This is a genomic window from Mucilaginibacter sp. JRF, assembly GCF_015223065.1.
Lineage (GTDB): Bacteria > Bacteroidota > Bacteroidia > Sphingobacteriales > Sphingobacteriaceae > Mucilaginibacter.
In genome coordinates this window covers 395,774-418,637 of sequence record NZ_JADFBY010000001.1, presented here as the reverse complement: position 1 = coordinate 418,637, position 22,864 = coordinate 395,774, and the positions used below count along the sequence as shown (strand labels likewise).

Here is a 22,864-nt window from a genome sequence, read left to right as displayed (position 1 = left end):
AATTGTTGTTATATATTAAGTGATTAAAAAAATTGATAAGTTAATTTGAGGTAATAGCCACGGCCGGGTTTCTGTACATTAAAATTATCGTACAGCCTTACGTTACCAATATTGCGGCATTCAGCGCCCATTGTAACGGCAGGTTTGGCAAAGCGGTAGTATACGCCCGTGTTGTTAGCGAACTGACCATATCGCCCGTCGCGTGGTATGATGAGCGAGGTTTGTATATCTTTTACCGGCTCAAACAATCCCGGTTCCTGGCTTTTAGGGATAGCGTATAAAAAGAAACGATGTACGTAATTGGCGTTCCAGTTCAATTCAAGCCTGTCGCCTTTTTTGGCGATGTTGTTGAAATAGGTATTTAGCCATATATTGCCAAAAAAGTATGGCACATTGGGCACACGTGCACCCTCCAGATACCTGAATATAGCCTCCTTAATATCTGTTTGCCTTATATCCTGATAGGTAACGTTAAAACCTGCATTAAGGCGCTTTTGATGAACATAATTAGCTTCCATCTCAATGCCCTTAACTTCTGATTGTTCGTAGTTGATGTAGCGATTAAACGGTATATCCAGTTGTAAAAAAATGCCATCCTTAACCTTACGATAAAACAAGCTGCCTGAAAGCGTTAAATTCCTGCCATTTTCACCTATACGATACTCACCGTTAAGGTTGATGTTGTGACTGCGTTCGGGTTGCAGGGCAAGGTTCTCTCTTACCAGGCGCGCATCGCCAAATACCTCATATTCGTCGGGCAAACGGGTAGCGTATTCATACGATAGCTTAACCAGGTAATTATTATGGCTCCAGCGCAAACCGCCCAGATAGCCAACGTTTTGCTTACTGCCCGAAGTTAAAAAGCCGGTTCCTGATTTATCGGTGGTATATCCGTTGGTATTAAAGTGATAGTATTTTAAGGCTACAATGCTTTCTAACTCTTTATCCAACCACTCCGACCGAAGGCCTAACGCCGTAATATCTTTACGATAAGTGGCAGGCACGGTGAGCACGTCTATGTTCTCGATAGCTGAAACAGCCCCCAGCGGATCAGTACCTTTACGGTTTTGCCGGTAGTACATCTCGCTCAAATCAAGCGTATGCCTGTCGCTTAGTTGATAAGACAGATTTAACCTCGAGAAAAAGAAACGGTAATCAATATTTTGGTTGTTACCCATATTGATCTCGCCCGGCCGGGCATTACGCGACTGGATTTGCCCATCCCAACCATATCTAACTGTTGCCGTATCAATAAATTTGGTTTTGAAATAGCTGTAAGTACTTACCGCGTTTAGTTTAAGCCGCTCGTTCAAAAAAGATTTTTTGTAGGTAAGTAAGCTTGTAAAGTTTTGCTCCCTGGAAAAAGCCTGACCGTACACCTTATCCATTTGCGCATCATTCTGTATCTCCTTATAAAAATTAGAGCTGATGAGGGTAAGGCGCAGGTCATCCGCCCAGGGCCTGTTCTTCACTCCAGCATACCCCTCGGCGTAATAGGTACGTGTAGCATCATGAAAGCGCTTGGTATCCTGATAAGTGATGCTACCGGTTTGCGGGTTATTAAAAGGCGCGTTTACGGTATAATTGTTATCAGAGTAATTGAAAGAGCTATTTGTACCTATATACCATTTTTTTGATGGGCTGCACCATAAGGCATTGGCCGTAACCCTATGCGTGTTAAATGAGCCTGCCTCGTATGATACTTCGCCATAGCTTTTATTATCCTGCCGGGTAACCAGGTTTACACCACCGCCAAGCGCATCAGCAGCCAGGTATAAGGGCATTACACCTTTATATACTTCTACCCTATCCAGCATGTTAACGGGTATCATACCCAAGCCAAAACCGTGGCCGAACAACTCCATCGGGATACCGTCCCTAAAAAGCCGTACAGCTTTTCCCTGCAAGCCACCAAGATTGATCTGTACCGGTGCGCCTATACCACCATCAGTACGTAATTTTACACCTGATGCACGGTTTAAAAACTCGCTTACATCACCACCTTTATCGTATGAACCACTTAAATTAATTGTTTGTACAGAGAAAGGGGATCTGTCAATAACCTGTTTATCGGTCAATGAGGTTACTGAAACTTCCTGCAAGGTCAGATCCTTGCTTACTGATAATTGCAGCTTTACATCGGTTACTTTATTGTCTTCGCAATCTACATTGATCGATCGATCAAGACTTTCAAAACCAACGTGATTGACTGTGATCGTATGGCTTCCTTCAGATGCGGAGAGTTCAAGCACGCCACTATCATTGGTGATGCCGGCTGGTTTGCCATCAAACCTGATCGATGCACCCGGTATCAGCTTACCGTCAGCCTCTGTTACGTGTATGCGAATAGGGCACCCTATCGCATAAAAACTTCCTAATAAGAAAAACAGTAATGTAAAATTAACCTTCAATATCTATATTTATTTATACTAATTATAAATTATATTTGCAGGCACAAAAATATTTCATCACCGGTGATCTGTTTTATGAGATTAGAAGTATTTTTTATGAAAATGGATTTTTGAAATGAGCTACAGAATTGACACTAATGATTTTCCGGATTTCTTAACTCATTTTGATAATGGACTTATGTCGCTTGGTGAGCTCAACCCGGGTAATAAGGATATTATCACCTTTAGTACACCTAAAGGCGACATGAGTTACCTGGAAGAAGTTGTGGCCGGTAATATTATTATTTTAAACGGCCATTATCAGTTTAAGGATGATATAGCTATATGTGGCAAGGGTGATGAGTCGTTACTGGAAATGCATTTCAATTTGTCGGACACGGGCATTGCTTACAATAATCCTATCAGAAACAATAAACCTGTTGCTCCGCTTTCGGGCAACATTACCTATTTAAACGCGAATGATAACCGCGCCGCGATAGGTTTTAGAGAAGGGCATGCTTACGAAACCTTCGATATACATTTGCCGCTTTCATTATTGAGTAATTTTGCAGGCGAGGGTGAAACCATTGATAATTTTCTCGATCAAATATCAAGGGAGAAAAGCAGCACGCTGCTGCAAAACGATATATTGTTAAACCCTAAATTAGAAGGGTTGATGCAGGATATTAAAACCTGCCCCTACCAGGGAATTACCCGCCGGGTTTACCTCGAAGCAAAAGTGTACGAACTTGTTTCTACCTGTTTACAGGGAGTGCAAGCGGATGAAAACCGGTCACAATTCTCTAACCGTGAGATAGAGCTCATTAAAGAAACAGCACAACTGATCAGGGCTAACCTTGATAGCCCGCTTACTATTATTGAACTGGCCCGGAAAGCCGGCATCAATCAAACAAAATTAAAATCAGGCTTTAAACATGTTTTTGGCGATACCATATTCAGCTATCTGCAAAAGATACGAATGAACAAAGCCAAAATGTACCTGTTAGATACCCAATTGACCATACAGGAAATAAGTCATCTATCGGGCTACCAAAGTATATCAAACTTTAGTATTGCCTTTAAACGCACATTTGGCTGTTCACCCAAAACATTTCGTGATAATACTTAAACATCCGTACGCTCTAACCGGCTGTCATCAATAACAACGGCCTTGTAGCCTCCCTGCGATTTAAAGTAAAGCCCGAGCAATAAGTAGCAAACAAGCATACCCACGGGAAACAGTGCCACGGTTTTCAAAGCGCCTTTCTTGGCATCGTCCTGAACATTTATTACGGTTTCTTTTTCTGCCTGTGGAGCCGCGGCAAGCTTTTCGCTATTTATAGCCTGGTAGTTGCCAAACATACTTGTTTTTGAAACTGTGGCATATGTGCTGTGCAATGCAGAGTTATTTTTGGCATCATAAGCACGCAGGTTGCTATCAATGGATTTATCCTGAACAAAACCCAGGATAACAGCGCCGATAACCCCCGCGCCGATCATGCCGACGCCACCTGCTATATTGAGGGTTAATGCTCCACCCTTAGGAAAACGCTCGGCAACCAAACCCAGCATAGTAGGCCAAAAAAAGCTTTTGCCCAATCCAAAAATGGTAGCGGCTACTAATATCATTACGCCATCAGCGGTAGATAAAAAGAACAAACCCAAAGCAGCTACTCCTGAACAAACGGCCAGCAGGCCTACCGGTGAGATACGATGAATGATGCTGCCCGCGCTAAATCTTAGTATCACCATAATGGCCGAAGTATAGATCAATATCCATCCGCCTTGCAAGCCTATTTTCTTCATTGCGGGGCCCATTAAATCGGCTACCCAGCTATCTGTACCCAGCTCGGTTACCGCGAGTGGTAACATGATAAGCAGCATAATGATAAATAAGGGTTGACCAAGACTGCGTACATATAATCCGAACAGCCCTGCAATAGCCAGTGTTACTATTACATTGATGGTGGTTGACCAGCCAAAAACAGATCCTAACTGAAATACAATAAGCCCGACGATTATCAATGCCCCGCCAACACCAACCTCCTTCAACATATCAATGTATGATACCCCTGCACTCACACGCTCGTTAACCGGGAACTTTCTACCCAGCATCAATAAACCGTAGCCTAAAGCCGGAATAAGCACCAGCATGATCTTTAGTTTCCAGTTAGTTTCGGGGCCCATCAGCAGTGCCATAACACCACCCAAAATAAGTCCGGTTGGCCAACCGGCGTGCAGGTAGTTAAGCCAGCGCGTTTTTTGTTTAGGAAACATGCTGGCTACCGCCGGGTTAGTAACCGCCTCAACCGTACCATTGCCCAGCGCCATAATGAACGTACCAATGTATAACATGGTAAACCCGGTTGCGAACCATGTGATAGCAGCAGAGGCAACGTGGCAAATAAACGCGAATATCATAGCGTTTTTATAGCCTACCTTATCGATTATCAAACTGAACAGTACAATACTTATGGCAAACGGCCACAACCCAACACCCGCAATTTCGCCTGTTTGCGTATTGGTCAGGTTAAAGTCGGCGCTCCATTGCGGCAACGTCATGGCTCTTAATATGAACCCGAATGAGGTGGTTACAATAGCTACAAAACAGGCGATAAACAACAGTTTATCAGAGGGTGCCGCCTTTGAGCCCGGATTAGTGATTGATGTACTCATAATATTTGGTTAGGTATAATTGGTTTGGTTTGATTGGAGGCAGATATTAACACTACCAGGAAAGCTGCAATAACGACACGCCCTGTCGCGGCAAGGGAAAATCCAACAGTAACTTCCCATCTTTAACATTTACCCATTCGGGTGATGTATAAAGCTGAAGCTGCCCTGCTGTTTCCAGTTTGGCAATCTGTTCCTTATCCGGATTTTTTGGCGAGCCCATACTTTTCCATACTTCGTATGAGTTACTAAACTGTTTATCTATCCGGTAATGGCGAAGCAGAACTTTTGTAACCGGTATTCCTCTCAGCTCAACAATAACCGGGGCATCAGGCACATTGGTATCATTCAGATCATGATAGTTCCATACCATTACAGATGCCGTATTTTTATCCTTAGTAGCTATGGCGTTCACGTCCGGTTCATTACGGCGTACGCTTGAATCACGAATACTCGCGAAATTATACTGAAGATCCTTATTTACTTCGGCACGGTTACCCTGCATCATGCCAAACATTCTGAAAACATTAAGCACTGGTTTATCTACGCCATTGGTAGCCAGATCACGAAATCCACGAAACCAGGGCTGATCCTCAAATTCAAAAGCCCAGGTAACCGCCCCCCGCAGATTAACTCCCCTTGCCATAGCCAGATCATACTTGCGGGCAAATGATGCCGCTGTATAACTTGAATACATGGTACCATTACGGTACGCATTCTGCGGACTAACATCTTCAGAACATGCGGCACATCCTTCGGGGTCTGACTCACCTATAATTATCGGCAGTTTTTTCAGGGTTGGGAATGATGCCACAATCTCGAACCCTTTATCAATATTGGTTAACTGGCGCCCCATATTCATTTGCACTACGCCGTTCACCAACGTAGGCGAACCTTTGGCATGAAAGGTTATAAAATCTATCGGAGATCCTGTTTTACCCGTTACATAATTTTTACCGCTTGTTACATGCGTAAGGAAAGTTTTTAAAAACGCAGCGGCTTTCGGGTTTGATGGATCGGTGGTTTCCGGCCCTCCTACCAGCGCAGCCGGGAAGGCACGCTTAACTGCATCAGCAGTATAATCATACAGTTTGATGTATTCTTCGGTAGTGCCTTTCCAGTAACTGATATCCGGTTCATTCCATAGCTCCCAATGCCACTTGCTTACCTCCTCTTTTCCGTACCGGGCAATTGAATGCTTTACCCATTGATAAACCAATTCGGCAAACTTGCTGTAATCCTTTGGCGGGTAAGCCCATCCGGTGTAAATGTCGTTGTAATCATCGCCCGGTTTCCAGTGGTGCTTGTAGGGAGTTGGTTTAACAGACATAGCCTCGGGCATAAAACCTATTTGCGCTATGGGATGCATACCGTTGCTGATGAAAGTATCAAAAATAGAATCAATTATTGTCCAGTTGTAAATGGGTTTGCCGTTGGCATCCTCGGTGTAGGCATTGGTTGATCCCCACTTTATGGCTGCTTTACCATCACCGGTTACCAGCAGGCTATGCACCCTTACATTTACAGGCACCTTGCTTAACATCGCTATCTCCTTAAGCAACTTCTTGCCATCCTTCATGGTGGTATAGTTGGGTTCATCGTAACCAAACCATGCCCAAATGGGTTGTATCGCGCCAAGGTCCTTAACTAAATCAACCTTGATAGCAACCGGTGAATTTGTTTGGGAGTATGCAGTGCCTGCAAACCAGAATAGCATTAGCGGCACCAACACAAACTTTAAAAGATTTCCAGTATTCATACTATTGACATTCAGCCGGTTTACGCGAAACAAGTTAACTTATTATTTATTAATCAGCGGTATTAAAAGTAAAATCGGGTAAATAGCGTTTTTCACCACCATTCATGGCCGATTCATGCGCCAGTATGCCTACGCATGTGATGTTGGCCGACTGTGCCGCATTAGGGTAAGGCTGCTTACCATTAACCAAAGCACTTATAAATTCATTAACCAAATGCGGGTGCGAACCGCCATGCCCCGAACCTTGTATAAATGATAAATGTGTTTCACCATCGTCACCATAAACACCCTTAGTGGTAAAGCTTTGAATCTCGGCAGGCAATAGGTGCGCATAGTCAGGAATTTTTACCCGCTCAGGTGTTTCGCCGGTATGTATCACGCTTTCTTCATGCTCAACTAAAGTCCATTCAAACGATTTTTTTGAACCGTACACATCAAAACTTTCGCGATACTGCCTCGCGGTATTGAACAGCGAGCGCGTTACCTCGGCAGACAGATCTGTGTCCTTTAACTTAATATGGCAGCTTTCGATAGCGAAAGGCGAACCATATTTAGGGATAAGTTCTTCACTTATGGTTCCCGAACCAAAGCACGACACATACTCCGCCTCCGCTTTTGGCAGGGCCAGTATCGGGCTAACGCAGTGGGTGGCATAATACATGGGCGGTAGTCCCTCCCAATAGCCCGGCCAGCCTGCCATTTCCTGCTGATGAGAGCCACGCAGAAACTGGATTTTCCCTAATTCGCCATTTTCGTAAAGCTCTTTTATAAAAAGAAATTCCCTGCTGTACACTACCGTTTCCATCATCATGTAGGTAAGCCCTGTTTCCTTCACGGCCTCAACAATCAAACGGCATTCATCAACCGTGGTGGCCATGGGTACGGTACAGGCCACGTGCTTTCCGGCTCGTAATGCAGCTATGGCTTGTTCGGCATGGCTTTGTATGGGTGTGTTGATGTGTACGGCATCTACTCCCGGATCTTTCAACAATTCTTCGTAGCTGCTGTAACGTTTCTGTATGCCAAAGGCCTCGCCTATTTCATTCAGCTTATCTTCATTACGCTGGCAAATAGCGTACATATTGGCATTGGGGTGCTTTTGATATATCGGGATAAACTCCGCGCCGAAACCCAGGCCCACGATGGCTACGTTGATCTTTTTTTCGCTCATATTTTTTGATTATTATTTGAAAAAACGTTTTAAGAATTGTAATCCCTTGCTTGCAAACTCATCCTGACTGGCAGCCAGGGGTTTCCATATGCAAACCGCACCGGCTAATTCCTTTACTTCGGGCGTAAAACTTTCAATGGAGATGATGCCTTCATAGCCAATTTGCTGCAAACCAGCCTTGTACGCAGCCCAATTGGTTTGCCCGCTGCCCGGCGTACCGCGATAGTTTTCAGATACTTGTAGATGTATCAGCTTATCGCCCGCGGCAACAATAGCGGCTTCAATATCAGGCTCCTCAATGTTCATGTGAAAACCATCTAAAGCGATGTTTGCAGCAGGGTGACCAATATCATTGATAAGCCGCAAAACATCATCGGTAGTGTTGATCATGTCTGATTCAAAACGGTTCAAGGGCTCAATGCCTAATTTTAAGCCTCTTGCTTCGGCCATTTTACAAACCTGGCTGAGGTTATTAACCGCTCTGTCCCACTCAATTTTACGTTGCCCGGGCGATGCTAAACGCGCCTTACCCACTGCCGAATACATTGGCCCGGCAAAGAAGGGCACATCAAGCTGGTTGCATATATCCAAACAGGCTTCTATGTAATTAAATGCCTTTTGATGATATGCTGTGTCGTCATTGGTCAGATCACGTTCAGGGCCGAAGGCACCGCATATCAGCGCCTCTAAATCATGCTCTTTTAAAGCCTCTTTTATTAACCGGGTATCAATAAGCTCTGTGTCTTCAACCGGTATCTCTACCACATCATATCCCATAGCTTTTATCTTACCGAACAGCGCGATGGTATCGCTGTTAAATGGCGATGCCCACAACCAGGTGCTAACACCAAATGTTACCTGTAAACTCATAATATATAAATTGTGGGCTTTTTACTTAGTTACTTTAAGTATACCATTCATGATACGCCAGTGCCCCGGAAAGGTGCATAGGTAAGGGTATGACCCTGGTTGTTCGGGCGCTGTAAATTCAATAGTTACCTTTTGCTGCGGATTAAGCAGCGCCGAAGCTTTCAGTACTTCAGGTATCTGAGGCACGTAATTCTTATCCGCTCCTTTCGGATCGCGGGCCAGTTCATCGGCAGCTGCGCCAACAATGCTGGTGGTACCCGCCTTTATCAATACCCAGTTATGCTGCATAAAATCGGGGTTCTCAAAATTGAGGATAACCTTTTGACCGGCCTTAACCGTGATGAGCTTTTTATCAAACTGCATAACATGCTCTACCACCTTTAAATTTATAGTGATCGCCGGCAAAGCTGATGTTGATTTCTTAGCGATGGCACTATTGCCGGATTTGCCGGTTTGCCGGATAGTATTATAAATGCTTTTATTAAGCGTGCCTGCCGATGCGCTCTTTTTAGTATACGCAGCTAAATAACCAGCCTTATGTTTTACGGCTGCTGCCTGCAAGGCTTTGCTTATCCATTCATCTTTAATATTACCTTCATCATTAGCAGCACCATATATCATACTACCAATCTCAGCGTTAGCGGCATGGTCGGCTAATACAAGTATGGAGGCGGCACGTACCCGGCCATCAGCATCACTTAATAAATTTGCTTTAACTATCTCTTGCAAAGCGGCATTTGATACAGGCAATACCTGCACTGCCGCTTTACGTACTGCCGCCGCCGGATGCTTTAGCGCGGCATAAACCGATGGCATAACCTGCGCGTTGTTATCATTAATGGCGCCAATGCCTTTCAACACCCATAAAGCGTGCACGGCTGCTCCGGATAAACCTAATTCATCCTGTTGTTTGCTGTTTATGGTATTAAGCAGACCGGGTATAGCTTCAGCATTATTGGCTTCAACCAATAAGCGCTGCGCTGTCATCCTCCAAAACATGTTATCGTTTTCGAGCGCCTTAAGCAAGCCGGGGATATCATTTTTAGATAATTTGATAGGTGTATAAGGTTTAGCATTTTTGTATACAATGCGGTAAATGCGTCCTTTATCATGATCTCGCAACGGATTGATATAGGCATTGCCCTTGCCGTTCTCAAAACCGCGAGGTGTTGGGTTGTGCTGAATAATAAAGTCATACCAATCGGCTACCCAAACGGCACCATCCGGACCAACCTCGGCCTGTACCGGGCCAACCCATTCGTCGGCGCTGGCTACAAAATTCCAGCCATCAGCTTCGGTAAAACCGGCTCCATCCTGTTTTAAGATTGCCTGATGCACAACCCGGCCGGTTGGCTCGCAAACAAAGGCTATACGGTTCCAGTAGTTTTTTGGATAATTACGTGCCGTGTACAGATTGTGCCCCGCCGCCGCGGTAAATCCGCCAAAAACATCAACCTGCCGCAGGTTAGGGAACACTACGTGCATATCATAATGCCCATCAAGCTTTTTAACTGATTGCTGATCTGTTTTTGTGCCGGTACTTTCAACCGCATAACGGGCAGGCAGCCCAAAGAAAGCACTATGCGTGTTGTTAGCTGTAGATATGAACACATCGTTCTCCTCCGAAAAACCCAGCCCCCATGTATTGTTGCTGGTTGCCCCTAAAAACTCCAGCTGTTTACCATCAGCAGTGAAATTGTAAACACCTTGCCCGAATTTCATTTGCTTGCCGCCTATAGCTCCACTAAAACCTGAATAACCAAGTACACCCCAAATTTTGTTATCAAAACCATATTTCAAGTTTGATGGACCGGCATGGGTATCACTTTTGCCCCAGCCGGTTATTATCTTTTCGCGTACATCAGCCTTATCATCCCCGTTAGTATCTTTAAGAAATATAAAATCAGGCGCCTGCGCAACAATCACTCCGCCGTTGGCAAATACAATACTGGTGGGTATATTCAGCTTATCAGCAAAAATGGTGAACTTATCCGCCTTGCCATCACCGTCGGTATCTTCACATATTTTTATGCGATCAACGCCGGTGCCGTCATCTGTTCTGATCTCGTTAGGATAATCAATAGTTTCTATCACCCATAAACGTCCCCTTTCATCCCATGCCATGGCTATGGGGTTGATTATGTCGGGCTCGGCGGCGAAAAGCTCGATCTTGAAATCAACCGGTACCTGTATGAGTTTTTGTGATTCTGCCGAAGAAAAAGGCGCCTGGAATTTTGGTGCCGGATCTCTCTTTTCATAATTAGGAATTTTGGCATCAGTATATGTGCCTTGCGGAACCTGCAACGCGTTTACCTGGCTGATAACCTTATCGCCCAAAGCCCAGAATATGCCATTTTTAACCAGTTTTAAAAATTCCTTATTGGTCCAGGTACTATCGTTATGGCCGTAGGCGGTATAAAATACACGTCCCGATCCCTGCTGGCGCACCCAGGTGTAAGGTTCATGATGATCTCCCTCTACCCTTTCGGTAAGCACCGTTTTGTCGGGATTTATTTTATCGTGCACATAGGTTTCATCCCAGGTTTCAAAGGCACTTATATCCTTCATTACCGGATGCTTGCTATCCACTATTACAGCAGGAAACTTACCGGTTGTATGCGTTTTAAACTGACCACCAACCGCTTTTACATACCAATCTGAATTACGGAAACAATACGAAGCACAATGCAATGGCACCAACCCTTTGCCCCCTTCAACAAACGCGCGAAGCGCGTTTTCTTCGGCTTTTCCAATAGTATCATAATTGGCGTAGATAACCAGGGCATCGTATTTTGCCAGATTTTCGGTATTCAGATCGCTCAGCTCATCGGTATAAGTTATATTGATGCCGCTCTTAAAAACCGCCGAAGCCAGCATGGGCGCGTATTTGTAGGAGTCGTGATGTTTGGAAGTGTTACCAAGAAACAGCACCTCGGCACGGCGGGGCACAATTTCTGATACCTGTTCAGCAACTTGCGCTACCTGCGGTTTTGAGGTAAGCACCTTTGTAGAGCAGCTGAACACAAATAATAATAAGGCTCCTGAAATGATCCGGACGATTGATCTCATAGTTGGTTATAATATTGGCATAACAATTATCTAAATTATTAATTAATCATCCTTACTCATTTTTACCCAAAATAGACTATATTATAACATTTTCTTGTATTCAACATTGTGTATATCTTCATATTTTAGATATATGAAAAGCATAATCAATAAGAGCCCGATACCGCAAAACAGATCATTTGTTATACAGCATCTGCAATCGCATTACTTTGATCCGCACATTCATGCTCACCCGGAGTACCAACTTTTTTATGTGGTTGAAGGCCGGGGAACGAGGTTTATTGGCGATAATATTAAATCATTTAACGAGGGCGATATCGTGTTTCTTGGCCCTAATGTTCCGCACCTTTGGCGCAGCGATAAAGAATACTTCGATGCCAGAACCTCACTACAAACCAGCGGCATAGTACTTTACATGAGTGAGCATTTTTTGACAGATACCATTGGGAATGAAGAATTTGAAAAGCTAAAAAACCTGTTCGATAAATCATTAATGGGAGTTGAGGTTACCGGACAAACAAATGCTGAAGTAAAGAATATGCTTATCCAGCTATTATCAATGAGCGGGCTTGACAGCATTATTCAGTTATTAAAAATCCTAAAACTGATCGCCGAATCAAATGACTGTACGCTATTATCACAAACTCCGTTTTCGACCATGCCGAACGACAAAGCGAACACACGGATGAATAATATTTACGAGTTTGTGATGCGTAATTTTCAGGCCAACATTACACTTGAATCCGCCGCCGATCTTGTGAATATGGCTCCTACATCATTCAGCAGATTTTTTAAATCGAGGGTAAATAAATCATTCTCTGAATTTGTGAAAGATGTTAGGATAGACCACGCCTGCAAGCTTTTGCTCGACGAGAATATACCCATTAGCCACATCGCCTTTAAGATCGGCTATCCTACCCTGTCTAACTTTAACAAACAGTTTAAGGCATTGAAAGGCGAAACTCCATTTGATTACCGAAAGAAATACAGGGAAATAAACAATGGGCTCGTTAGTATTGCTTAGGTTTCTCTGATTTTATTAAAGTACATTTTTAGTGTTCTTATACTCAGATGGCAGGCAGCCAAACTTTGCTTGAATACCAATTTTATTATTTAGGGGCAATTTGGTAACAACCCGCTTTCTCACTACATATTCAGCTGTTAACTTCATTACATTGTGCTATCAATTATTCCTAACATGTTTAAATACCTGGTTTTATTTATATCCCTTTCTTTATTATATACTTTACTAACGCTTTTATGAAATTCCGAATATCCCGTTGATCAGGTCTTATATAAATTGGCCGACATAATGCAAGCAAAGTTTACCCAACATCAATACCGTAAACAGAACGGGTGTTTGATTTACGGCTTATTAATTAATCGGCACAATTCAATTGTAACAAACTCGTTATAGACAATTTATCAAGCACATCTATTTTTACCTTGCAATAATGCCGATCCAGAAATTACAACGTTTAAAAGTTATTCTGCTTGTTGCGGGATACTTATGCATTGTAATAGGCCATGTGCAGTTTCTTACTCCTAAACGATTTTTCTATAAAGAAAAACAACCTATTAACGGAAAGCTGATCCCGAAAGGTTACGATAAATCAGGGTATGCAATAGTAGTTGTTCCTAAAATTTGTAAAACTGTTTTAAACAGATCTTTTTCAGACAAACATCCTATTGGCGCAACCCTTTTATATACCGATAGTTTGTTTAAACAATCGGTTATACTAATTTCAAGTCTAAAATTATCTGAGTCTTCAAATGCTATAATTTTCTTTTTTAAGGCATTTTCTCTTTATCTGCGAATTTGATAATACATTAAGTTATCCGTATAAATTTTATTAGATATGATGCGCGAGGCATTCATATTTCTTCATGGTCACTACAAGATAAACAGGACCATAAACTTTATATCAATCTTAATTACACACTTTGAACATACAGTTTAATAGTTCAATAAAAATCAACTTTTAAATTCCTTTTTATGAGCATCAAAGAAAAACTAATTGAAGGTCTGGAACTTAAATACATTGGCAAAGCTTTCGCCGGGTTTAATGAGGAAAATCCAGTTGTGGAGTTTTTAGGTTATGATTGCATTGGATTTATCAATATATGGGTAAAGTATAATGGCAAGCAAGTTTTCACATCGATATTTGACGTGGCCATACTGTAGCCTTCAAACTAAAAACCAAGCATTTACTATCAGGTAAACCTTAATTTTTTTACCTGATAGTAAATGTCACTCATAATTTCATATCATGCTTGTCATTGGATAACATCCGATCAAAGATCATCTCAAAATGATCTTACGGATAGTTTTAGCCTGATAATCTGAAAAGTACAAAGTGCCTTCATCCTTTGATAGCGCTAAGCAAGAGGCATGCACATCGGCCTGCCTGCCCTTGCCATCACGGTTATCATTAAACCCGTTTGGGCCTGCAATGGTGGTAATTTTCCCTTGATCTATGCGCCTGATGTAACCGGCATCGACGATATACATGGTGCGGCCATCTTTATTGATCACCATATTTCGCACATTGGTAAATCCTTCTACACCAAGCTGCTCCTTAAATATGCGTTGTGATACACCGCCCGGGGTGAATTTGTATAGATATTGTCCGTCCGAAAAATACTTTACCTTATTATAGCCTATACACATGGCCGAGAAAGAGGCATGTGCCCCGTGCTCTATATATATCGAGTCGGCATCAAAACCTATCGCATCAGTACCCACATATTCGTTATTGCTATTGGTTTTAAATTTTACCGCGCTGTAACCTCTGGTGCACCAAAAATCTTCAGCATATGGGTCTTTAACCAAATTACGATAGCTGGCATAGTAAGAGGTATACACAAATGCGGGTTGACCGGGCTTAAATATCCATGCCTCCGGGAAATCGCTATTCTGGTTACTATAGGTTATCACATTAATAGTTCCGTTTTTGGCAACACCAACATATGCCGCGCTCAACATTTGCTCGCCGCTTGGCGCAGCTGGTAATGTTATGGTTGATACCGCGTTTGTAATTAACGATAGTTTACGTATAACGCCATCATTACCATCAGCTATGTACATATTACCATCATCAGTTAACTGGATACCGGCGGTGTACAAAAAACGGGCATCAGCACCAACACCATCAACCAATGTTGATCCGCTGGTGTAGTAAGCACCCGCTATAGTTGAAACCTGATTAAGTGTGGGCGAGGTAGCCGCGGCACGCAACTCACTATCGCTATCTCCGGGATCAAGTTCACTTGCTTTTTTGCAACCAATGGCACCGCAAACTAAAGCCATCAGTACCCAAACTGTGATTTTCGCTTTCATAACAACACAATAAGTTTAGCTTATTAATCGGTTTATAATCAAATATTAAATATAGATCATTATTAACATACCTACTCTGCATATTTAATATTGAGCCAAAACTGTGCATTGCTGATACCTAACAACTTAAGAGCTGATACTACATCAGGCAAAACAACTTATAATATATAGATATTGACGGATAATATATATGTTGAGCCTATGTATGATTTGATTTTCAAAAACCCTTCTTAAATTATTTAAAAAGATTAAATTGCAATGTCCTCACCATTTAATTTACTTAAGCGCTTATGAATAAAGTATTATCTATCCTGACCGTATGCTGTTTATTACAAACGGCAACTATGGCTCAAACAAAAACCGGTATAGCCATCATCCCCGAACCTGTAAAACTAACCCCACACACCGGGCAGTTTATTTTACCCAAGGAGTTAACAGTGCAAGCCCCCACCAGCGAAAAAATGGCACCGGTGCTTGATTTGTTAAAGAAGAAATTTTCGGCCGCTACAGGTAAAATGGTTCGCGTAAAGGCTGTTGCCCCTGCCGCCGCCATCAAGCTGAGTTTAAATAAAACGGCTGATACTGTTATTGGTAACGAGGGATACTACCTGTCATCAACAGCTAAAGGTGTAAACATAAGAGCCAATACCGAGGCCGGATTATTTTATGGTTTGCAGACCTTGTTTCAGCTGCTTCCGAAAGAGATAGAAAGTAAAGATGTAGTAACGGGTGTTAAGTGGACAGTACCCGCGGTTGAGATAACCGATTACCCGCGCTTTGGATGGAGAGGCTTGATGTTCGACGTATCACGCCACTTCTTTACCAAAAAGGAGGTAATGAGCTACATAGACAATATGGCCAAATACAAGCTAAACCTGTTTCACTGGCATTTAACTGATGATGAGGGCTGGCGTATCGAGATAAAGAGTTTCCCGAAACTGACAACCGTTGGCGCTTATAATGTAAAACGTGAAGGTACGTTCGGCGATTTTATTCCGCCAAAGCCGGAAGAACCACGTAATTATGGTGGATATTACACGCAGGATGACATACGCGAGGTGATCAAATACGCGCAGGATAGGTTTGTGAATATACTGCCCGAGGTTGACGTACCCGGCCATAGTTTGGCAGCGGTAGCCTCCTACCCTGAATTATCGGCAACTGCTGGTGCTGATAAGTATACCGTACGATCAGGAGAAAAGATAATGGACTGGAGCAAACCCGGTCACCCGGCATTGGTTGATAATACTTTGAACCCGGCAGGTGAATTTACTTACCAGTTTTTGGATAAGGTAGTTGGCGAAATAGCCGATCTGTTTCCATTTGGGTACATGCACCTGGGTGGTGATGAGTGCGCCAAAAACTTTTGGGAGCAAAGCGATGCCGTAAAGGATTTAATGAAGCGCGAAAACCTGAAAACACAGGAAGAAGTGCAAAGCTATTTTGAAAAACGACTGGAAAAGATAGTAGAATCAAAAGGCAAAAAATTTATGGGTTGGGATGAGATACTGGAAGGTGGTATAGGCCCTAATGCCGCAGTGATGAGCTGGCGTGGTGTAGATGGCGGTATACAGGCCGCCAAATTAGGCCACGAGGTAGTAATGAGCCCTACCACCTATGTTTATATTGATTACATGCAGGGCGACAAAGTGATGGAACCACATGTATATGCCAGCCTTCGCCTGAGTAAAACTTACGAGTTTGACCCGGTACCTGAAGGCGTTGATGCCAAACTGATAAAAGGCGGACAAGCCAACTTATGGACAGAGCAGGTATACAACATTCGCCAGGCCGAGTATATGACCTGGCCACGTGGTTTCGCACTGGCCGAAAGCGTATGGTCGCCAGCGGCTAAAAAGAATTTTACTACATTTTTCAGCAAGGTTGAACAGCATTTTGCCCGTTTTGATGAAGCCGAGATAAAATACGCGCCAAGCGTTTACGAGCCCGACTTTAAAGCAGGCATGAATACCGACGGTAGCCTGAACGTAGCGCTAACATCCGAAGTAACAGGCCTTGACCTGTACTATAGTTTTGATAACTCCTACCCCGATAATTTTTACCCCAAATATACCGGCGTACTAACCGTACCTATTGATGCTACGCAGCTAAAAGTTGTTGCCTACAAAGGCAAAAAACAGGTTGGCCGCGTAGTAACTATGCCAATTGCCGAATTAAAAAGCAGGATAGTTAAAGCAAAATAACACTTTCTGATATTTTTTTTCGGTACGTAAATAGGTGCCCGGCAGAACATTTCAATGTCATTTGAAAAATGCTCTGCCGGGCACTTATTGTTAGCAAAGGGGTAAATTCTATCTTTGCCGCCATGAATCAACCTGTGCGACTTGAAGCCAATACCGGTAACCGTATATTTTATTTTACTGTTGATAAACTAACCGAGAACGAGGTTAGCATTATGATGTACAACGCATCGTATACCTTTATTCGCACCGGCGCAAGCTGGACAAACCATGTGCTGAACAAGTTTATTATGGCGCAGCACCTGATAAACGAGGTAGTAGCCGTGGCTCAAAAAGCACAATAAATCTTAAAATCTAATTCCCCGTCAGTATACCTGATGTTTAATCTATTAATTTTTCTATCATGAACAGATCAACTAAACTATTGGCCGCGATAATCGCGCTAAGCACTCTTTTTTTAAGCAACACCGTTAAGGCGCAAACCGCACCAGGCCCATGGCGTTTAGGCTTTGGCATTGAGGGTGGCTTACCAACAGGTGATGCCAACGATTTTTATAACATTCAGATCGGCGGTACGGTAAGGTTACAATACAGCCTTAAAAAGAATCTTGCACTAACATTAACTTCAGGCTACTATCACTTTATCAAGAAAGATGAAATAGCAGGTCTGTCTGATCTGCAAATGATACCGGTTAAGGTTGGTATCAAATCGTTTTTCGCGCCGCACTTATATTTTGGTGCCGAAGCCGGTGCTGGTTTTGAACTCAATGAAAGCAATAACACCAAATTACTGTTATCACCGGCATTGGGCTGGGCAGGCAAATCATGGGATTTTGGCGTTAAATACGAGAATTTCTCAGGCCAAAAAAACAACTACGGTGTAGTGGGTTTGCGTGTGGCTTATGGCTTCGGAATATAAAATATTAACGTAGTAAAAAATTCATTATGAGTAATTTGAAAGATAAAACCGCGATAATAACCGGCGGTGGTCAGGGTCTGGGTAAGGCTGTGGCTATAGCGCTGGCTCAGGAGGGCGTACACATTGGCCTGATAGGTCGTAACGAAGAAAAGCTTAAAGCTACATTAGCCGAGCTGCAAGCACTAAACGTTAAGGCATACTACAGCGTTTGCAGTGTTGACGATGAGCAAGCGGTTATAAAAAGCGTAGCTGAACTGGCTGAGGTATTGGGCGGAATAGATATCCTGATCAACAATGCCGGTATCGGCAATTTTGGGTCGATAGAAAGCATGCCATCTGATGAGTGGCAGCAAGTGATCAAAACCAATCTGTTTGGTCCTTATTTTACGGCTAAGGCGGTTTACCCTTATTTGCAAGCCAAAGGCGCGGGCGATATTGTAAACGTATCATCAACAGCAGGCTTGAAAGCCGGTGGCAACATGTCGGCCTACGCGGCATCAAAAGCCGCATTGATATCGCTATCGCAATCCATGATGGCCGAATGGCGCAAGCAAAATATCCGCGTGATCACGCTCACACCAAGCACCATAGCCTCAGAAATGAGCATCAACGGCGGCCTTACCAATGGCAACCCCGAAACGGTATTACAGCCCGAAGACTTTGCAGAATGGGTACGCGACATCCTTAAAATGAACCGCAGAGCCCTGATAGCTAATGGGTCGATATTTTCGAATAATCCTTAAAATGACAATGGCATCAGCAATTATTTTGCTGATGCCATTGTTCCTATTGAACAAATATATCTTAACAGGTTATGATCCTGAGAAATATGCGATCTTCTCAGAAAAGCTCAAAACCTAATTTGCTATCTTATGCTTGGTAAGCTTCCCTCCTATACGCACAAACCTCCGTTCAATCAACATATAAACCGCATAACTAAGCGTGAATGCAATCACGAATGACAGTGATACAAAAAGCACATCACTTGATTGTGGTAACGCTTTTTTTAGACCGTCGAAAATTAAAGGATGTAGAAGGTAAATGGAGTAACTTATCTCTCCAAAAAACAGCAGCGGCACATGTAAAAATTTGGGCAATTCAACTTTGAATTTATAAAAGCCAAGGCAAATGAGTATGCACAATACCGAGAATACTATCCTGTTCACTCCGGTGATTATGCCTGTTCTATCACCATATACAGGGTAAAAAGTAAAGATCAATATACCGGTGACTATTATTCCGAATGCAACCCATGCATTAACAGATACCTTTTTGAAAAAATGCCCCAACAAAAAACCCGACAGGAACAAAAACACCTGATTTAACGGGTTTTGATATATGCCAAATTGAGTAGGTAATGCTTTGCTTGCATCTATCTTGAAAAATGCGAAATAGATAGCTAAACCATAAATAACCGCTGCCAGCAACCAAAATAAAGCGCGTTGCTTAAGCAGCAATATCATAAATATTAAAAAGAACACATAAAACACCAACTCGTTACCTATTGACCATGCGCCTACCGCAATGGCCTTATTCCAGGCAACAAAACCAAAAGCTCCTGTAACGTTTAATACTATCGACTTGGCAGATATATTACGATCAGCTAAAAACACTGTGCTCAAGGTTACCAAGCACAATAAAGGATATATTCTGAATACACGCTTGAGTATAAAGTTTTTTATATCAAGAGCCGTGATCTGAAACCGATCAGCATAAACAATATAAAGTGTAAGCCCGCTTAAAACATAAAACACACTTACCCCATACAAGCCCAACCGGCCTAAAAATGTATCGGCATCAAACACACCTAACAACCAAAGGGCATGATGATAAACCATGATACCCAGTGCCGACATGCCACGCAAGTAATCTAAATTATGAACTCTTGAAGTACCGCTTGTATTCATAACCAATTAATGCTTATACTCTTTGTTAAATATCAATCTAACACAAGCTTCGTTACAATGTATACCATCGTAAAAATAACTTTCATCAAGTTGGTTCCCCGCCGGATCTAATGAACCGATACAAGCAGAACCAGTTTTATCGGCAAGCTCACGATATACACCTTCCGTTTCAATCACTTTTTGGTATGATGGCTCTGTCTTAAAATAATCGTACACCACCGGGTTAAATGGCGACAGGAAGAAGGTAACCTTTACGCCTTTAGCTTTCAAATAGTCAACGAAGCGGGTTAAGGTATTCAGATTTTCAGCTGATATCTTATCGAAGGTTACCTTATCAAAATTCTTCTCCAGTGTAACCGGGTCTTCTACATACTCGGTTGCTTTTTTGCGGACCTCCAGTACCGATACCTCTCTCCTCTTTTTTCCGTATGACATTATTCCATCCGGCGCACGGGTATCACCTTTATTGTACAAACTATCTGATGGTGAATAGCTTGTTTGTTTCATATACAAATTTTTCAACGCGCTTTGAAAGTACGACAGCGACAATAATTGCGATACTGTACCGGCATTGAACTCGTCGGGCTTTATGCTGTCGCGATAGGCAATATTCAATTTCCGGAGCATTGAATAGTAATGTTCACTTACCAGGTGCCACATTTTATGCGGACTGTTCTCGTTTAGCATCCTCGGATCAAGCGTTAAAATAACTTCTTTGGGTTTGAATGCCTGCTGCTCGCAAACATCGTATATGGCCAAAAAATCTTCAATGGCGGCAGATTGCACCCAGGCATTAAAAAACTTTTTTCCCGGAAACATGTCAGCCCCTATGAACTGCCCCCGGCTGGATGATAGCACCAGCACATCGGGTTTATGATTCAATAGCTCAATGGTATATTTTTGCAGTAAACGGCCATCGTAATTGGTAACATTGGTGGCATACTTGCCCTGCGACAGTATACCGGCAACGCCTCTTTCATATTTACCCTTGTTAAATAAATTAGCCGGATCAACAAAGTAATTAACCAGCATAACCACCAGTAATACAGGCAGGGTTAAAGTTAATTTTGATAAAAACTTTCTCATTTAAAACTGGAAGTATATAAATTCATTAGCGCCATAATACCCGAACACTACTATACTTATAATTACAGCATAATAAACCATCCAACGGAAGGCAGCAGGTTGCTGCTCATCAAACTTAAGCGCATGTGTTTTTTCCCTTTGTATCCATTCGGCAATTAACATTACTACAACAAATGCAAAGGTTAACTTAGGGAATGCCTGCGGTTTTGATAGTATTGATGTACTTAGTATGCCTTTGATGTAGATAGCGGCATCTTTTAAACTGGCAGCCCTGAAAAATATCCAGGCAAAAGTGGTGAGCGCGAAAGTTACAGCTATATTGAACACTTCCTTTAAACTTGGCAAAAGCTTTCCCTGGGCGGCAATTTCCAGGTTGCTTCTGTTTCGGTCTGAAAGCAATAAGGGTAAAAAATAAAGCGCGTTAAGGCCACCCCATACCACAAATGTCCAGTTGGCGCCATGCCATACACCGCTCACTATAAATATGATGAAGGTATTACGTATTCGCTTTAACAGGCTAACCTTACTACCACCTAATGGTATATAAATGTAGTCTTTAAACCATGATGATAGCGAGATATGCCAGCGGCGCCAAAACTCTGCGATATCTCTCGAAAAATAAGGGTAAGCGAAGTTTCGCAACAATTCAAAACCAAATAACCTGGCTGTACCAAGGGCTATATCTGAATAGCCTGAAAAATCCCCATATATCTGGAACGCAAAAAAAACAGCGCCGCAAACCAGCGTAGCGGCATTGTATTGTGTTGGATCGTGAAATATTAGGTTGGCATACTGCGCGCAATTATCAGCTATAACTATCTTTTTAAATAAGCCCCAAAATATCTGGCGTAAACCATCGGTAGCTAAAACATAGTTAAAAGTGCGCTTTTTTTGTATTTGAGGCAGCAAATGTGTTGCCCGTTCAATAGGGCCGGCAACCAGTAGCGGAAAAAAGCTTACAAACACCGCGTAATCAACAAAACTACGCACAGGCTTTATACGATCTTTATAAATATCAATAACGTATGACATGCCGTGGAAGGTGTAGAATGATATACCTACCGGCAGTAATATCTTCAGCGTCCATACATTGATCTGTAAACCGAATAACGACACTGCCGCTGTAAACGAGTCGATAAAAAAGTTGTAATACTTAAAAAAAGCCAAAAAGCCCAGGTTGACTATTATACTCAACCAAAACCAAAACTTTTTATGATTACGTGATGTAGCTTCGTGAATTTTTATACCGGTATAAAAATCAAGAAAGGTGGAGAACATTAATAAGAACAGGAACTTATAACTCCACCAACCGTAAAAAAAATAACTGGCAACCAGCAACAGTATGTTTTGAACCTTTAAATTTTTCTTGGTAACAAACCAATACAGAATAAATACAATGGGTAGAAATACTGCAAAATCAAATGAATTAAAAAACATTAAGGTGTCAGTTAGTTGGGATAATGATTTTTGGCTCTGTAA

The 22,864-nt window shown here is 42.5% G+C and carries 18 protein-coding genes; 8 read left to right on the top strand and 10 right to left on the bottom strand.

What is annotated here, in order from left to right:
• Window positions 1–23: 23 nt before the first annotated feature.
• On the bottom strand, window positions 24–2,411 hold the full coding sequence (locus tag IM792_RS01705; RefSeq protein ID WP_194099946.1) for a TonB-dependent receptor plug domain-containing protein: 2,388 nt from the start codon (window positions 2,409–2,411) through the stop codon (window positions 24–26).
• 115 nt (window positions 2,412–2,526) lie between these two features.
• On the opposite strand from IM792_RS01705, the gene IM792_RS01700 reads away from it, so the two are divergent.
• A complete protein-coding gene (locus tag IM792_RS01700; protein WP_194099945.1) occupies window positions 2,527–3,519 on the top strand; it encodes an AraC family transcriptional regulator in 993 nt (330 codons plus the stop codon).
• On the opposite strand, the gene IM792_RS01695 is transcribed toward IM792_RS01700, so the two are convergent.
• Genes IM792_RS01695 through IM792_RS01675 form a run of 5 tightly spaced genes read right to left on the bottom strand, consistent with a single transcriptional unit; the run spans window position 3,516 to window position 11,932 of the window.
• Complete coding sequence (locus tag IM792_RS01695) at window positions 3,516–5,066, bottom strand: MFS transporter (RefSeq protein ID WP_194099944.1); 1,551 nt, start codon at window positions 5,064–5,066, stop codon at window positions 3,516–3,518. The two genes, IM792_RS01700 and IM792_RS01695, sit on opposite strands and share 4 nt — an antisense overlap.
• Window positions 5,067–5,118: 52 nt before the next feature.
• Complete coding sequence (locus IM792_RS01690; RefSeq protein WP_194099943.1) at window positions 5,119–6,822, bottom strand: beta-xylosidase; 1,704 nt, start codon at window positions 6,820–6,822, stop codon at window positions 5,119–5,121.
• A 49-nt stretch (window positions 6,823–6,871) separates the two neighbouring features.
• Window positions 6,872–7,993: a Gfo/Idh/MocA family oxidoreductase gene (locus tag IM792_RS01685; RefSeq protein WP_194099942.1), complete on the bottom strand. Its 1,122-nt coding sequence runs from the start codon at window positions 7,991–7,993 to the stop codon at window positions 6,872–6,874.
• 12 nt (window positions 7,994–8,005) lie between these two features.
• Window positions 8,006–8,863, bottom strand: a complete 858-nt coding sequence (locus IM792_RS01680) for a sugar phosphate isomerase/epimerase family protein (protein ID WP_194099941.1) — start codon at window positions 8,861–8,863, stop codon at window positions 8,006–8,008.
• Between the two features lie 21 nt (window positions 8,864–8,884).
• Complete coding sequence (locus IM792_RS01675; protein ID WP_194099940.1) at window positions 8,885–11,932, bottom strand: PVC-type heme-binding CxxCH protein; 3,048 nt, start codon at window positions 11,930–11,932, stop codon at window positions 8,885–8,887.
• A gap of 133 nt (window positions 11,933–12,065) precedes the next feature.
• Here IM792_RS01675 and IM792_RS01670 point away from each other — a divergent pair, with 133 nt between their 5' ends.
• The 3 genes from IM792_RS01670 to IM792_RS01660 all read left to right on the top strand — a co-directional run bounded on the left by IM792_RS01670 (window position 12,066) and on the right by IM792_RS01660 (window position 14,117).
• On the top strand, window positions 12,066–12,956 hold the full coding sequence (locus IM792_RS01670; RefSeq protein WP_194099939.1) for an AraC family transcriptional regulator: 891 nt from the start codon (window positions 12,066–12,068) through the stop codon (window positions 12,954–12,956).
• A gap of 430 nt (window positions 12,957–13,386) precedes the next feature.
• Entirely contained in the window at window positions 13,387–13,755 is a 369-nt protein-coding gene (locus IM792_RS01665) for a hypothetical protein (protein ID WP_194099938.1), read from the top strand.
• 173 nt (window positions 13,756–13,928) lie between these two features.
• Window positions 13,929–14,117 (top strand): hypothetical protein, encoded by a 189-nt coding sequence (locus tag IM792_RS01660; RefSeq protein WP_194099937.1) that lies wholly within the window; start codon window positions 13,929–13,931, stop codon window positions 14,115–14,117.
• Between the two features lie 117 nt (window positions 14,118–14,234).
• Here the strand turns inward: IM792_RS01660 and IM792_RS01655 are convergent, their stop codons facing one another.
• Window positions 14,235–15,272 (bottom strand): hypothetical protein, encoded by a 1,038-nt coding sequence (locus IM792_RS01655; RefSeq protein ID WP_194099936.1) that lies wholly within the window; start codon window positions 15,270–15,272, stop codon window positions 14,235–14,237.
• Between the two features lie 290 nt (window positions 15,273–15,562).
• On the opposite strand from IM792_RS01655, the gene IM792_RS01650 reads away from it, so the two are divergent.
• From IM792_RS01650 to IM792_RS01635, 4 genes are all read left to right on the top strand, one after another.
• Window positions 15,563–17,476: a family 20 glycosylhydrolase gene (locus IM792_RS01650; RefSeq protein ID WP_194099935.1), complete on the top strand. Its 1,914-nt coding sequence runs from the start codon at window positions 15,563–15,565 to the stop codon at window positions 17,474–17,476.
• Between the two features lie 122 nt (window positions 17,477–17,598).
• The gene (locus IM792_RS01645) at window positions 17,599–17,817 is read left to right on the top strand and encodes a hypothetical protein (RefSeq protein ID WP_194099934.1); all 219 of its coding nucleotides are present in this window, start codon (window positions 17,599–17,601) and stop codon (window positions 17,815–17,817) included.
• A 59-nt stretch (window positions 17,818–17,876) separates the two neighbouring features.
• Window positions 17,877–18,392 carry a hypothetical protein gene (locus tag IM792_RS01640; RefSeq protein ID WP_194099933.1) on the top strand — a complete coding sequence of 172 codons (516 nt, stop codon included), beginning with the start codon at window positions 17,877–17,879 and terminating at the stop codon, window positions 18,390–18,392.
• Between the two features lie 26 nt (window positions 18,393–18,418).
• Window positions 18,419–19,135: a 3-ketoacyl-ACP reductase gene (locus IM792_RS01635; RefSeq protein ID WP_194099932.1), complete on the top strand. Its 717-nt coding sequence runs from the start codon at window positions 18,419–18,421 to the stop codon at window positions 19,133–19,135.
• Between the two features lie 114 nt (window positions 19,136–19,249).
• On the opposite strand, the gene IM792_RS01630 is transcribed toward IM792_RS01635, so the two are convergent.
• From IM792_RS01630 to IM792_RS01620, 3 genes are read right to left on the bottom strand one after another with little or no spacing between them, the layout of a single operon-like run.
• Window positions 19,250–20,299: an acyltransferase gene (locus IM792_RS01630; RefSeq protein WP_194099931.1), complete on the bottom strand. Its 1,050-nt coding sequence runs from the start codon at window positions 20,297–20,299 to the stop codon at window positions 19,250–19,252.
• Between the two features lie 6 nt (window positions 20,300–20,305).
• A complete protein-coding gene (locus IM792_RS01625; protein ID WP_194099930.1) occupies window positions 20,306–21,385 on the bottom strand; it encodes a hypothetical protein in 1,080 nt (359 codons plus the stop codon).
• Complete coding sequence (locus tag IM792_RS01620) at window positions 21,386–22,822, bottom strand: MBOAT family protein (protein WP_194099929.1); 1,437 nt, start codon at window positions 22,820–22,822, stop codon at window positions 21,386–21,388.
• Window positions 22,823–22,864: the final 42 nt, after the last annotated feature.

Coding starts and splice junctions, on each gene's coding strand:
- IM792_RS01675 (WP_194099940.1), bottom strand. CDS start 11,932: ATGAGATCAATCGTCCGGATCATTTCAGGAGCCTTATTATTATTTGTG.
- IM792_RS01680 (WP_194099941.1), bottom strand. CDS start 8,863: ATGAGTTTACAGGTAACATTTGGTGTTAGCACCTGGTTGTGGGCATCG.
- IM792_RS01640 (WP_194099933.1), top strand. CDS start 17,877: ATGAACAGATCAACTAAACTATTGGCCGCGATAATCGCGCTAAGCACT.
- IM792_RS01625 (WP_194099930.1), bottom strand. CDS start 21,385: ATGAGAAAGTTTTTATCAAAATTAACTTTAACCCTGCCTGTATTACTG.
- IM792_RS01620 (WP_194099929.1), bottom strand. CDS start 22,822: ATGTTTTTTAATTCATTTGATTTTGCAGTATTTCTACCCATTGTATTT.
- IM792_RS01630 (WP_194099931.1), bottom strand. CDS start 20,299: ATGAATACAAGCGGTACTTCAAGAGTTCATAATTTAGATTACTTGCGT.
- IM792_RS01655 (WP_194099936.1), bottom strand. CDS start 15,272: ATGAAAGCGAAAATCACAGTTTGGGTACTGATGGCTTTAGTTTGCGGT.
- IM792_RS01690 (WP_194099943.1), bottom strand. CDS start 6,822: ATGAATACTGGAAATCTTTTAAAGTTTGTGTTGGTGCCGCTAATGCTA.
- IM792_RS01660 (WP_194099937.1), top strand. CDS start 13,929: ATGAGCATCAAAGAAAAACTAATTGAAGGTCTGGAACTTAAATACATT.
- IM792_RS01700 (WP_194099945.1), top strand. CDS start 2,527: ATGAGCTACAGAATTGACACTAATGATTTTCCGGATTTCTTAACTCAT.
- IM792_RS01635 (WP_194099932.1), top strand. CDS start 18,419: ATGAGTAATTTGAAAGATAAAACCGCGATAATAACCGGCGGTGGTCAG.
- IM792_RS01695 (WP_194099944.1), bottom strand. CDS start 5,066: ATGAGTACATCAATCACTAATCCGGGCTCAAAGGCGGCACCCTCTGAT.
- IM792_RS01650 (WP_194099935.1), top strand. CDS start 15,563: ATGAATAAAGTATTATCTATCCTGACCGTATGCTGTTTATTACAAACG.
- IM792_RS01665 (WP_194099938.1), top strand. CDS start 13,387: ATGCCGATCCAGAAATTACAACGTTTAAAAGTTATTCTGCTTGTTGCG.
- IM792_RS01645 (WP_194099934.1), top strand. CDS start 17,599: ATGAATCAACCTGTGCGACTTGAAGCCAATACCGGTAACCGTATATTT.
- IM792_RS01670 (WP_194099939.1), top strand. CDS start 12,066: ATGAAAAGCATAATCAATAAGAGCCCGATACCGCAAAACAGATCATTT.
- IM792_RS01685 (WP_194099942.1), bottom strand. CDS start 7,993: ATGAGCGAAAAAAAGATCAACGTAGCCATCGTGGGCCTGGGTTTCGGC.